The sequence below is a fragment of the Curvibacter sp. AEP1-3 genome (genome assembly GCF_002163715.1).
Taxonomy (GTDB): Bacteria; Pseudomonadota; Gammaproteobacteria; order Burkholderiales; family Burkholderiaceae_C; genus Allorhodoferax.
On sequence record NZ_CP015698.1, the window covers coordinates 726,937 to 740,114 of the forward strand.

Annotated in this window: 11 protein-coding genes; 4 read left to right on the top strand and 7 right to left on the bottom strand. The window is 51.4% G+C overall.

Annotated features, from left to right (window positions below):
* Window positions 1–136 precede the first annotated feature (136 nt).
* Window positions 137–346, bottom strand: coding sequence for a hypothetical protein (locus AEP_RS03440; protein ID WP_087494098.1), 210 nt, complete (start codon window positions 344–346; stop codon window positions 137–139).
* Between the two features lie 193 nt (window positions 347–539).
* Between AEP_RS03440 and AEP_RS03445 the strand changes: the two genes are divergently transcribed.
* The 4 genes from AEP_RS03445 to AEP_RS03460 all read left to right on the top strand — a co-directional run bounded on the left by AEP_RS03445 (window position 540) and on the right by AEP_RS03460 (window position 4,000).
* Entirely contained in the window at window positions 540–869 is a 330-nt protein-coding gene (locus AEP_RS03445) for a hypothetical protein (RefSeq protein ID WP_087494099.1), read from the top strand.
* A gap of 61 nt (window positions 870–930) precedes the next feature.
* Window positions 931–1,899 carry a DUF932 domain-containing protein gene (locus AEP_RS03450; RefSeq protein ID WP_087494100.1) on the top strand — a complete coding sequence of 323 codons (969 nt, stop codon included), beginning with the start codon at window positions 931–933 and terminating at the stop codon, window positions 1,897–1,899.
* Window positions 1,900–1,944: 45 nt separating this feature from the next.
* Window positions 1,945–2,955 (top strand): YqaJ viral recombinase family nuclease, encoded by a 1,011-nt coding sequence (locus tag AEP_RS03455; RefSeq protein WP_087494101.1) that lies wholly within the window; start codon window positions 1,945–1,947, stop codon window positions 2,953–2,955.
* A 118-nt stretch (window positions 2,956–3,073) separates the two neighbouring features.
* Window positions 3,074–4,000, top strand: coding sequence for a recombination directionality factor (locus tag AEP_RS03460; protein ID WP_087494102.1), 927 nt, complete (start codon window positions 3,074–3,076; stop codon window positions 3,998–4,000).
* 428 nt (window positions 4,001–4,428) lie between these two features.
* Here AEP_RS03460 and AEP_RS03465 read toward each other — a convergent pair whose 3' ends face one another.
* From AEP_RS03465 to AEP_RS03490, 6 genes are all read right to left on the bottom strand, one after another.
* Complete coding sequence (locus AEP_RS03465; RefSeq protein ID WP_087494103.1) at window positions 4,429–5,547, bottom strand: hypothetical protein; 1,119 nt, start codon at window positions 5,545–5,547, stop codon at window positions 4,429–4,431.
* An 81-nt stretch (window positions 5,548–5,628) separates the two neighbouring features.
* Window positions 5,629–7,233, bottom strand: a complete 1,605-nt coding sequence (locus AEP_RS03470; protein ID WP_087494104.1) for a hypothetical protein — start codon at window positions 7,231–7,233, stop codon at window positions 5,629–5,631.
* A 54-nt stretch (window positions 7,234–7,287) separates the two neighbouring features.
* The gene (locus AEP_RS03475) at window positions 7,288–8,097 is read right to left on the bottom strand and encodes a hypothetical protein (RefSeq protein ID WP_087494105.1); all 810 of its coding nucleotides are present in this window, start codon (window positions 8,095–8,097) and stop codon (window positions 7,288–7,290) included.
* A gap of 40 nt (window positions 8,098–8,137) precedes the next feature.
* A complete protein-coding gene (locus AEP_RS03480) occupies window positions 8,138–9,643 on the bottom strand; it encodes a hypothetical protein (RefSeq protein WP_157673034.1) in 1,506 nt (501 codons plus the stop codon).
* A gap of 275 nt (window positions 9,644–9,918) precedes the next feature.
* Window positions 9,919–12,669, bottom strand: coding sequence for a UvrD-helicase domain-containing protein (locus AEP_RS03485; RefSeq protein ID WP_232459916.1), 2,751 nt, complete (start codon window positions 12,667–12,669; stop codon window positions 9,919–9,921).
* Complete coding sequence (locus tag AEP_RS03490; RefSeq protein ID WP_087494108.1) at window positions 12,666–13,133, bottom strand: topoisomerase DNA-binding C4 zinc finger domain-containing protein; 468 nt, start codon at window positions 13,131–13,133, stop codon at window positions 12,666–12,668. The genes AEP_RS03485 and AEP_RS03490 overlap by 4 nt, the downstream gene beginning before the upstream one ends.
* Window positions 13,134–13,178 lie beyond the last annotated feature (45 nt).

A 13,178-nucleotide genomic window follows, 5' to 3' on the forward strand; every position in this document is an offset into this window, starting at 1 on the left:
TATTGGATAGAGCCTGAATGATTTAGAAAATCACGATCCACTGCAGCCGAAAAGGCTCCACAACGATGGATGCCTTTTGCTCGAAAAACGTACATAACCGCCCTTGAACTGAAACTGTTTTTGTAATGTCAGTCTATCAGGCGAGCGCCTCACTTTTACCGATTTCGGGCCCTTCAAGCTTGCGGCCGGTACGTGTAGTTTCAGCGCTTTGCACTTTGTACTTTGCAGAGCTAACCCCCTTCTTAAAAGCTTTTGGGCATACATACTTCACTTGACCTACGGCAGGTGGATTGATCCAAGTTGCTTCTTTTTCGGTCATTAGCACCGCGCCCAACGCAGTCTTCATTTTTCGCCTGAAACCCTGATCCACGTTCTGTCGATCTGACCTACCCAATCCCTCGCTGTAGTCCACTCAGAGCTATCCAACACCTCGTTGGATAGCTCTGAGTTTTGTGCCGTCCATCTCCATGCCTGTCCCTTACCGGATGGCAGGGAGATGTGTGGCTGTCTGTTTTTCAACTCATCACGAAAGCCTTTCCATGTCTATTTCATGTCCTCAATGCGGATCTACCTTGATCCGTCAACGCAATGTCGGTCGCCGTACCGGTGGTGCAGTCGGCACCGTCGCTGGTGGACTCACTGGTGTCAGTGGTGCTCTTACTGGTGGTCGCGTCGGAATGACCGTCGGTTTGATCGTGGGTCCCACCGGGTCTGCCATCGGCTGTATCGCAGGCGCTCTCCTGGGAGGCTTGATTGGCGCAGTAACCGTAGGTGTCGCCGGTGCAAAGCTGGGTGGTGTCCTGGACGAACGTGTCCTCGAAAACTACGAATGCCTGCATTGCGAACACGTCTTCGGGGAAACGCACTAGGTCGCTGCCCTCATTTCTCTTTTTCTCCCTTATCCAACAAAACCACTTCAAGGAGCCACTCATGGCACATCAAGTTCAAACCATGGCTTACATTGGCCAAACCCCCTGGCATTCTCTGGGCAACGCACTCCCGCCCAAACAGTCCATCGATGTATGGGCCAAAGAAGCTGGCATGGACTGGCAGATCTGTTCCAGTCCAGTCCGCTACATGACAGAACAAGCAGGATCACTTGGCTCCATCATGAGTTTCGATGATCAAAAGGTTCTCTACCGCAGCGACACTAAAGCCCCGCTGTCCGTGGTCTCCGACCGCTACCAGGTAGTGCAGCCCCGCGAAGTGCTGGAGTTCTACCGTGACCTGACAGAAATCTCCGGCTTCGAGCTCGAAACGGCAGGTGTTTTGAAGGCCGGCAAGAAATTCTGGGCCTTGGCTAAGACCGGCAAAGAAAGCACGCTCAATGGAAAAGACAAGGTCAACGGCTACATCCTCCTAGCCACCAGCTGCGATGGCACCCTTGCCACCACCGCAACATTGACTTCTATTCGCGTCGTGTGCAATAACACCCTGACCGTTGCGCTCAATGGTGCGAACAGCGCGGTCAAAGTCCCCCACAGCACCACGTTCGATGGCCAAGCCGTCAAAAAGCAATTGGGCATTGCCGTATCGCACTGGGATGGCTTCATGTACCGTATGAAAACCCTCTCCGAGCGCAAAGTGAAGTCGCACGAGTCTCTGAACTACTTCCTCAATGTCCTGTGCCATACCGACCAGCCCGCCAACACCAAAGGAGGCTTGGTCAACGAGCGGGCATTGAAGCGTGTGCAAGAGTTGTACGACGGTGCAGGTAAGGGCTCAGACATGGACTCTGCTGCCGGGACCGCTTGGGGACTGCTCAATGCGGTCACCGAATACGTAGACCACGAACGCCGTGCACGCAGCACGGACTACCGCCTGGATTCCGCTTGGTTTGGTCAGGGTGCTGCCCTCAAAGCACGTGCCCTAGACCACGCCATGCAGCTGGTGGCCTGACCTCAGTTCAAAGCCTCATCCATATTCACAATTGAAAGGAAACCCATGTCCAAAGCTATCGCAGTGGACCGGGAAGCCCGGCCACGCCCAGCACTCAAGCTGGTGAAGACCAATGACCTCAGGCGAGAAGACTGGCTCTCGGTTCGCCGAAACGGGATTGGCAGCTCCGATGCAGCTGCTGCAGTAGGCCTGAATCCCTACAAATCTCAACTCGCCCTCTGGATGGAGAAAACCGGTCGTGATGACCTCTTTGCTCCCATCGACGTCAATGATGACTCCACCCCGATGTACTGGGGCACTCTGCTGGAGCCCATTGTTGCTGCGTCCTATGCAAAGCGCACCGGCAACCGTGTCCGCAAGGTCAACGCTGTCCTGCAGCACCCAGACCACCCCTGGTTGCTGGCCAACCTCGACCGAGAGGTGTTGGGTGTGCCCGAAGTCCAGATCCTGGAGTGCAAAACAGCCGGTGTACACGGTGCCCGTCTCTGGAAAGACGGTGTCCCGGATTACGTGGCTCTGCAGGTACAACACCAGCTTGCAGTCACCGGCAAACGGGCAGCCGACGTCGCTGTCCTGATCGGAGGTCAGGAACTTCAGATCCACCGCATCAAGCGGGACGACCTGTTGATTGATCGTCTGATCCAGCTGGAGGAGGTGTTCTGGGGCTATGTCCAGTCGGATATAGCCCCACCAGTGGATGGCTCTGACTCTGCGGATCAGGCGCTTCGGCGTCTGTATCCCAACGATGTCGGATCTATCGTGGACTTCAGCCAGGATATGGAGATGTCCGCCGCCTTCTCTGACTTGGTGGCAGTACGCCAAACCTTGGATATCCATACCAAGCAGGAAGCGCTGCTCAAGCAACGAATCCAGCAACGGATGGGGGATGCGTCCAAAGCGGTGTTTGAAACCGGCGAGGTTACTTGGAGACGCAGCAAGGACGGGGTGGAGTTCAACTTATCCAAACTTCTGACTGACCATCCTGAGTACCAAGAAGCCTATGCCATCCCCAAGGCCGGCAGCAGGCGATTTCTGGTCAATTTGGCTAAGAGCTGATGGAGCCTTACAGCAAACCAAAGCCAGCAGCAAATTCTTTACTTCAACCCCATAAGCCTCACCCCGGGAAAACCGGCGTGAGGCTAATTTTTTTGTTCAATGAAAAGGAAAGCACATCATGCTCAAAGGAATGGCCATTACGCCCCCCATCGTGGGACGCATCTCCATCGGTAAAGTGGTGGAGAAAAACGGACGTCGACTTCCTGAAAAAGACGACGAGTTCACCATCACCACCCAGGTCCAGACTAAAGACGGCTGGATGCTGCACCCGCTGAACCAAAGCCTGCGTAAAGACGGCAACGCCAATAACAAACTGCGCTCTATCCCGGTGCGTGTGATGTTCAATGATCCGGACTTAAACCTACGAGCCAGCTATCACTACTTTGATCGCCAGACTGGGAGGCCTATGTGTGTGGGCAACGGTGAAACTTGCAATAGATCTACGGCTGAAGGAATCCAAGAACTCCCATGTCCAGGACCTGACGGCTGCCACTTAGGTCAGAGGGGACTCTGTAAACCTTATGGACGACTCAATGTGTTGATTGGAGAAGAGGACGAACTGGGTTCCTTCATCTTCCGAACCACAGGCCATAACTCCATTCGGACCTTGACGGCACGGTTGAAGTACTTCCATGCGATCTCGGGTGGACATCTGGCAATGCTTCCCATGGAACTCAAGTTGCGAGGCAAATCTACGACCCAGTCACACAGGGCGCCAATCTACTACGTGGATCTCACAATTAGGACAGGGATGACTTTGCTGGATGCCGTGACTGAGGCAAAACAGGCGTATGAAGCGCGCGAGGCTGCTGGTATCGACCAGCAAAGTTTAGATGAGGCAGCTCGCTTGGGCTTTGCAGCGGGGGAGTTTGAAGAGTCAACCGAAGAAGCGAGGAATGTTCAAGAAGAGTTTTATCCCACAGACGACGTATCGAGTACCCAGAAGAAACACACTGGCGTTACAAATTCGTTATCAGCAAAGCTAGAGTCCAAAACAGGTGAACACTTGTTCAACGGGAATCACATGAACGCTAAAAAGGCTTGAGCCCATTCAAACCATTACGCAATTGGCCTTTTCGCACAACATCAGTTGTGCGAAAAGGCTACAGCCAAACTCGCAAAAATAAAGCTGTAAGAAACGGCCCGCTGGTCCCGTGCATGAAAACATGTCGTGCGTGGCGTACCAATTTTTTTACTAGTGGGTTTGGCACAAACACAAGCTAGTAAGTGCGACAAATTGTCAAAATCTATCCGTCACCAACTAGCTATTGATCAGCGCAGGAAACATAGACACCAGTTCTTCCGCATTTTCTTGAAACAAAAAAGACCTCAATAGCCAGAGAAAAGCAGCGGCGTTTCAGCAACGAATGCATAGCTGACCCGTATGTCGTTTACTTTTTTTGAGTATCGGAAGACCCTTGATGTGCATCGGCCGAAACTTTAGTGCGCTTAGCTCGTGATCAGCATGAAATCTCACTGTTGAGATGTAGCGGCGCGTCTCTCAAGAACATAAAAAAATGAGTTCACTAAACGACGAGCATTGTCTCGACGATCAGCCTCAGTAATTGAAGATGACAGAAACACAAAGTGCCGGCACTCGGGAGTTTGCCGCTTACCGTAATCGAGATATGGTTTGGCGCCCAGCTGGAACTGACTCGCGCTCAAAGGCGTCCCTTTGCCATCCATCAAGGCAGCGAACCCGTCGGTTGCACGAGCGTCGTTTTCCCTGTTTGAAGGCCACCCAGGAGTCACTACAAAACCACCTGGTGTAGTCTGGACATTGAAGATGTATTCAATTTTCGATTCTTTGTCCATCCAGCACGGTGGATGGTCCAAACCGCGCAATTTGTCCCGCTTTTCATAAAAAGCAACTTGCGTCTTAAGTTTGTCGTTCTCAGCGTTCAATGTTGCGAGAGACGATTTACCAGTAGTCATTGCCGCAGCTATGCGCGCCCCCTCTACGACGTCACGCACCAAATTCACCACGCCTCCTGGCTTGACTTCTATGTTGAGCTTCTTCTTGGCCTGATCACGCAATTCTCTAGACGCGTCTATAGCTTCTTTGACACGATCCAAAGCGAGCTGCTTCGTATCCGAGGTCTGCGACTTCCCATTTTCTGAATGGTTGGATTCACTTACCAGCGCTTCAATTTGCTGTTGGAGCTCAAGCGCAGACTCAACGCGCTCACGAGTTACTTTGTCTGCTTTATCCTGGCCAGCCTCTTCAATCTGCGATCGAAGCTCCTCTAATGCCACTAACTTCTTGGTCAGATCCAGAGATTCCTGCTGAATTCTCTTATGTTTGGCAGATTCCTCTCCAGCATTCACAAGTGCCTGCACAACTTCGGCAGGGTTATTTACACCCCGCTCGATCAGAGCATTCTGGAGCTTTTCCTGTGCACGATTCATAACCTCAGTAATCGCCACAGCATCCTCAGCGTGCCTCGCGTTCGCAAGCTCGCTAAGTGCATCGTCCTTATCTTTACGCTCTTGCATGATCATGAAACCAAGCAAAAGCATGAGTACAAAAATCAAAATGAATGCAATCTCACTGAGCGAGACAGGAAAGACCTGATCATTTTTACTAGCCAAAGGATTACCTCAAGTCATCGAGAAAGTCAGAGTTAAATGACCTAGTTGCTGAATGCACAATGGAAACAACAATCAAACCAATCACGCACTTGTAAATTGAGTGTTCTCCCCGTCCGGCGCTTTTGACGGATTCATACCAATAGACTCTGAGTTGTTAAACGCTGCATTTGCATTTGATGCAGGCGCGGAACCAGACCGGGCAGACATGTCCGGGTCTTTAACCGACTTCGCTAAATCCAACGCTCTTTGAGCAACTTTGATTGCGTCGTCTACCGCATTACGCGTCAGATTTAACAAGTCGGAATTGACTTGTATGCTCTTGTCGGTTTTCGAAGCGATGTCCTCCAATGCTGCTGCAATGCCCCTGCTAGAGTTTGCAGTTTCAAGAGAATTCCTTTCCACGGAAGTCATAACAGCGAGAGTCTCTTGGCGAGACGTCTCGAATTGAGCATCGTGCCGACGAGCTGCAGTATTTGTCGCGTCTGCTTGCTTCTCCATCAGATCAGCAAGCGCGAGTATCCGATCCCCTACTTCTGCCTGTAAATCTCCCGTCTGCGCGGATAGCTGTGCTACAACACCTGTGAGATCACTGTTGCTATTGATCTTTTCGACCGAGGCTCTAAGTGATGCACCTAGGTCTTCTAAGCGCATTGTCAATTCCGCAAGAACAGAACTTTGGATCTCGGAGTTTCGAAGTACAGAGGCTTGTTGCTCAGTGAGTGCCAGGACAGTTCCCATCGCATCTTGTGCTTTTCTGGTCTTTGTATGAAACGCTTTCAGCGTCTCAGAGATAGATACAGAAGACTCGACAACTTGCTCTGAAACACCACGCACGCTGCCAGCCAGCTCAAGAGCTTCGTTCTTCAAGCTGTTGAGTGGAAGTTGCATCTGCTCAACAAAATAATCATCCGGAAATGTGGTGCTCTCCAGGCGAGCTGTGACTGAGTTTGTGAACTGATTAATCTGAGTTTCTATAGATCGCAAATGACCTTGCATACCCCCGGAATAAGTCGTCACAGCCTCGGCAAGATTTGCAGTAGCACGTTTCACCTCAAGCAACATTTCCTCGGAGGCATTTTGGTTGTTTTGAGCAACTTGCTTGTAGAACTGATCGAGACTTTCCGCGAAGTTGCGCCCCAATGCCTCCACCTGCAATTGCACTCCGGCAACAGAGGCTTTCGATGCATCAATCACGTCATGCTGAAACATCTGAAGATTCTTCACCGTGTCCTGCATTTGCAATGTGAAAGCTCGAGTGGACTCAAGAAGAGATGCTTCAACATCTTTGATCGCATCTGCTGAATCTTTGCGGAAGCTCACGAGATAGACACGAACGATCATTCCCAAGACCGTGCTGACCATCGCAGTTCCGAAGCGCATGGCAATTTCGTACATGCCTCGACCGGGCGAAAGTTTGGGTACATCGATCAAACACATGATGATGGACACGATGGTGAAGATAAATCCGATGTAATAACAGCTATCGGCAAACTTATCTTCCGATACATCACTCTCACGTTTGTAGTAACCGACATACATGTACAAAACCATGACTGCCATGGGTGCGGCCATACCAAGCCAAAGTGGGTCACCCACTAAGTAGCCAGTAACTGCAAAGGCAATCTTTAGCGCCACAGCCAACGCAAATAGCCGTTGGACACGGATCGTGGGTAATGCTTGCAACACGGTAAATATCCTGAATGTGAATTGCGAGAGAGCAGGAGAAAACAACGTCTGTCGTTATCCCTTAATTGGTTCGTAGGCGACTACGCTTCCACCACTTTGTTTGATGTACTGACGCCAGAAATTAAGCAGGCCCTCCCCTTGCACCGCGGGAGTGTTCAGCAGCATTCGTATTTCGACTTTTGCTCCCTTCAAATCGGCCAAAGTCTTCTGCCCATATGGAGTGCCTGCAAAAGTTGCATACGTGGGAACACCTTTGTACATGTTCAACTGTGGACTGTTTTGAACCATGTCAGAAATGATGATCAAACGATGCTCTCCAGCAACTGCACGCTTATTGAATCCGGTAATGCCTACGAGCTGTACCATTTCCAAAATAGGGGAAGCTTTCCCAGGTTTGTCTGTCAATAGCTGGTCTGACAGGTCAACCATAGGACGGAGATACTTCGAATCAAATGCTTTTTTCACCATCGCTGGATTGCCGTTGAGCTGACTTACATCACTCCCATCGCCTGGATTGCACAGCTCCAAGAGTGGCTCAGAAGTCGCCTTGAAGTCGTCAGCAAGCGCGTACACCGACAACAGATGATGTTTGGGCACCAATGTTGTAACAATATCTCGATAGAGAACTTCGAAGTCCTTGCGTTGTGTGAAGCCCATCGGATCAGACTTGTCCACAAGCACTATCACGTGGCCCAAAGGGCCAGATGCTGGGCAAAGCGTCAGCCGATCTGCAGGCTTTTCGCGAAAGACGACGCTATAGATCCCTGCGACTATGGCACCAATGATGAGCAACGAACCGAACGCGATACCGATGATCGTTCCGGCCGAGGGTCCTTTTTTTGATTGGCGTATGCGGTAGTTCATTGAGTCATTTCTCAGATTTTCCGGACTCTGTGATCAGATTTCAAGAAGCCAGCGCAGTGCCATTGTTCTCTGCTTCGAAATGGCTAGAGAGTGTTCGAAGGGAATTGAAATGCGCGGTAAAGCCAGACTGAATATGCGCCCGAATTTGCGGTGCCTTCAATCGAAATTCCATGAGCAATGCTTCTTGTTTAGCCAAACTTTCAAGATCGGCTGTCGTATCAAAATTGGGTACACGCAGCTCATGGAGCGCAGGTTGAGAGCTGAAGCTATTTGGAGTCGCATGTCCATTTAGTTGCCGCGTCGTCATGTTCTCGGTCCTGAACTCTGCAAGCAGTGCGCTCAACATAGAGGGGGAGTCTGCAATCATGTTGCTCAAATCGTCCCGGCAACGATCCTTGTCCGAAATCACATTCTTGATGCTCACAATGGCGGTCTCAGAATGTGCAAGCGCAAAGTCGACTTTTTCAAGCTGGGCTGTCTTCAGCTCTTCCAACATATCCTGAAGACTATCAAGCCCTCCAGAGTAAGCCTCCTCCGCCTCTAGCAACTTACGATGTTCTTTCCCATATCCGGGGTAGCTGTCATCTAGTTTGTAACCATCAAACACCGCCACTAACGCGAAACCGACGCTTACCAGGAGCAACACCATGGAGGACACTTCGGTGAGTCGGAACGGAGCGATCAGAAATGCTTCTAATGCTGCTGACTCAGCATTTTCTAGTCCAAGTACCAGCGCTTCACGGTAATGCGCAACCAAAAGCCCTAGACCGAGAATGAAACACAAAAGCACAACAATGGAGATGACACCTAAGACCACCTTGACCGGCTTCACATGATGCACATACTTCACGAGAAGGTGACCTGCAGCGAAAGAGACGGCAACGTTGAGCGCAGCAGCAACCAATGCCTGAACAAAACCCTGCAGCAGTCCGCCTGACAACCCCTGCGCAAAGAACTGTGAGTTGGCTACCGCCTCAACCGCAATAAGGGCAAGCGCAACGACATATCGCAACGCCTTGTGCCACCCTTGTGGATAGTGAGGTAGCTCATGCCGTTGGTTGGCTTCTCGAAAGCGTTCAAAGGCTTCTCTTCGAGAACTGGCTATTGACTCCAAGCGTCTGATTTCTGGGGCATTGGCAGAAATACGAACACTGGCAAGTCGCTCAAACTCATTGGCACTATCTTCCCCAGCATGAATAGAAGGACTGACATCCAGTCGGGTTAGCTCACCATTGAGTGACTTGAGGCGGAGTTGTCCCCACTCAACGTAGTCTGTGCGAGCCTGCTCTATAGCCAGCAGCGCCTTAGTTTCCGGGCCGCATAAGTGTGCGTCTGAAGGAAGTGGGATGCCTGCAGCACCAAGTCTGGCGCCTTCTTCACGAAGTTTGAGGTCTTTCTCGATAGAGCGAATATCAATGGGATTCGTATGGGGGTCCCACTTACGCTTCAAATGTTTGGGCTTTGGCGACAGCCACTCTAAAAGCTTACGAAAAAGCCCCATCCCACACCACCCTGAAGAAAAGTTGAACAAGCGGTCTTTCGCCACTTATTGCTGATTTTTGCCGGAACACGCGATTGGCCATAAGCCAAATACAAAATCAAAAAATTCGGTTTTATTCACGTAATGTTAACCTTAAAGAAATACTGATGAAGCCACTTAGCGCGGCATTTTTTGAAGGAACTGGCGGAGGCTGAGCGACACATTGATTTCGAGGAGCTAAAGCTTTTAAGGTGTCGTAGCTTCAACTTTGTCAGAAGCGGGTCGACTGGGTCCGGTTAGACATGATCCGTTCGAATCATCGACCAGTCACAGCCAAGTCACTAGTGGCGTAAGCCTCGTGTGATGTTCCGCGTGAAGTCGCACCTTGGATACTTGGTGCATGCGATGAAGTGTCCGTACTTGCCCTTCCTCTGTGTGAGGAATCCATCTCCGCATCGAGGACACATCTCACTGGCAACCTGATTGCGAACTTGGTCTTCGATAGAGATGCCCTGCTCTCTCACGAGCTCCGCGATGAAAAGAGACTCTTTGCGTTCGATAGTGACCAGCGTGACTGTCTGACGTGCACGCGTGAGCGCCACATAAAACAGCCTCCTCTCCTCCGCGTACTGGAAATCATCGCCCGATGGCATGGCAAGTTGCAGCACAGGATCGTCAGCCACCTTGCTGGGGAAACCAAGGGTCTCGGATGTCACTCGGGGAAGAATGATGTGATCCGCCTCCAGCCCTTTGGAGGAATGCACAGTTATGAACTCCAGATCAATACGACTGGTATCAACATTGGCGGGAAGGTAGACGCTTTCTTTCTTGTAGCGCCCCAGTACCAAGATCTTGTGCTTCTTACCTTTGGGATCCGTGCTCGCAATTTCCTCTATCCGCTTCGCAATGACAGATCTGATTCCGTGTTCATCTGTAACCCGAACAATCTTCACCGGATCCTTGAGAGCAGGTTGTTGAGAGCGAACCACTTTGGCAAGTTGTTTGGGGTTCTTCCGCACAAAGGCACTACTGATGTCGCACAGAGACTGAGGGCAACGGAAGGTTATTTCCAGCTTCATGGTCACTGTGGGACCAAAGCGTGTCTCGAAGTTCGTCATGACTGACAGGTCAGCACCGGCAAAACGGTTAATGCTCTGCCAGTCATCTCCCACTGCAAACAGGTGCTTGTGAGGACCACGTACTAAAGACGCTACGAGGCGCGATCGAGCTTGGCTGGCATCCTGAAACTCATCGACCATGACCAATTGGTAAGGGCTGTCCCATCTCCCCTGCTCCACACAGTCGGCAGCCAGGTTGAGCATGTCCTCAAAGTCAATGCAGCCGGAGGATTGGAGCTCGTTTTCCCAAAGGGTTGAGATCCTTTCGTACAGGTCCAGGAACAGCTTGTGTCGGAAGCGGAATACACCCACCACTCCGCTCTCCAAACGCTTGCGCAAGTCTTGAATACTCAGACGATTGCTTTTGGCATGGGTAAGGAATGAGCGAAAAGTTCTGGCAAGTCGGGGATTTTCAATCGGTTTGCGTCCTGGAGCGGGACGTTCAGGGTTGGGATCCAGAACTAGCCCCAACTTTGTGAGCTCCATCTCTAGATATCGGAAGGCTTGACCAGACCAAAGGTCCGCCATGGTGGTTTCCAACAAGGTAGTCCCATGTTGGGCGTGGAGCTGCTTCTTCCAGACCATGCCTTCCTTGTAGCCTGCAAACTCTGGCGGAGGCTCACCGTTGTCATCCAAAGCCCAATGCTCTAGATAGGCGTTGGCATCTGTGAGGTAGAAGTCCGGGCGGTACTGCCGATGTTGAGCATCTGCTGTCTCCACCTCATAGGCTGCCTCGTAGACATATTTCACCCCGTTGTAGAACAGCCAGTTGGCAATCAACTGTTCACCGCGGCTTTTGACAACCTCGTTATTGAGCGTCCAGAAGCCTTCTTCTTTGGTTTGAGCATTCCAACCATCTGGAAACTCCATCTCCTTGCCGAACTTGGGAAGGTCTTGGCCCAGCACTATCCGAAAGAGATCCCACTGGGTACGGAAGACGATATCCGCGTCCTTGCGCTCATCAATCAGTTTCAGCAAATGCTCAAGGTCTTGACCACCTTCCAGCCAAGGCGCTAGTGAGGGCTTCTTACCTGTTGCCTGACCAATGACATCGAGCCCGAAAGCGTGAAACGTTTTTGCAACGACGCGCTCAGCCGGCAGACCCAAGGGCTGAAGCCTGGCTTTGATGCGCTGAGACAGTTCTTTGGCAGCATCGTTGTTGAAGGACAGTAAGAGCATTTGCTCCGGCAAGAAGTAGCCGTTGTGCAAGGCATACCCTGCCTTGGCCACCATGGTGGAGGTTTTTCCGGAACCTGCGGAAGCCACCAACAACACTCGATTGTCAAAGTTGATGACCGCTTGCACTTGCTCTTGAGTCAAGGGTGACTTTTCTACCCTTTGGAAGAAGTCAGCTTGTGACTCGAGCTGATTAGCTTGATGCTGCTGGTTCAAGCGCTTACCGTAGGCATACAGATCGTCTTGCCACAGCTGAATCGCTTCTTGGATGATTGCAGGTTCTTTACGGAGATGCACCATCACCTCCGGGGTTTCGAGGATGTCTTTGGAGATGCTTGGCTTGGCATGCAATTGAACTTGCAATACCTCTCTGGTGATCCAGCCACGCATCTTGAGCTGCGTCCTCAATGCCTTGGTGCACGCCGAAGCCCATTCAAGGACAGGCGCCATACTGCCTTGGAAATCCTTGAGGACAGCTGCAATACGCTCACTGCGCCTTAACTGAGCAATCGCTGCGTTCAAGACAGACTGCAGCCTCCTTCCCTCGCCGTTCGAGATGCCACCAAGTGACAGGACCTCACCAGCTGGGTCCGGCAGCTCTATGCTTGACCAGAACCAACCGGGCTTGACCCTTAGGCTCTCCAACGCTCGAATTGAGTCCCGAACTACGGTGCCTGCAACCTTAAGCTCGAACTGTTCGCCGGCGATTCGCAGTCTCCAGTCCGAAGCACCCGTAAACAACCTGCCAGCTGCTGTGGAGCGCCACTCCTGAACCGGGAAAGCCTTAGCGCTTGTCACTGGAGAGCGCGAGTGCCTTTGCAGCGGGGATAACTTGCACACCCCCAAAACATATTGCCGGCATTGGCGCCGCGCTTGGCACTGTGATGGACCATGGCACCTCCACATTCAGGACAGGCTATCGAAGGCATCGATGCTTTACGAACAGCTGTTGGTATCGCCTGCTGGAAGCTCTCTGGCTTGTCTGTACTTTTAGTTAACGTTGAGCGAACCAGAGAAGCGATTGCTACACCGACAAACAGAATGGGAACTATGTATTGACCGCCGGTTGCAAGACCTTTTAGGAAAATCTCCGACATGACATCAGGCATCTTTCCGGGAACGATAGGGGCCGCAGGCGTCGTTGCGATCTTGTGCAGCACAAAGTAGCCACCTGCGGCAATGGCCAGGCTCAGCCACCATGGGATCTTGGATGTCAGATCAAAAAAAACATCAGCACCCGTGGACTTCTTGCGTCGCGCCATTTTCACTCCCTTGATATTGATTTTTGGGAATCTTAATCAGTTTTT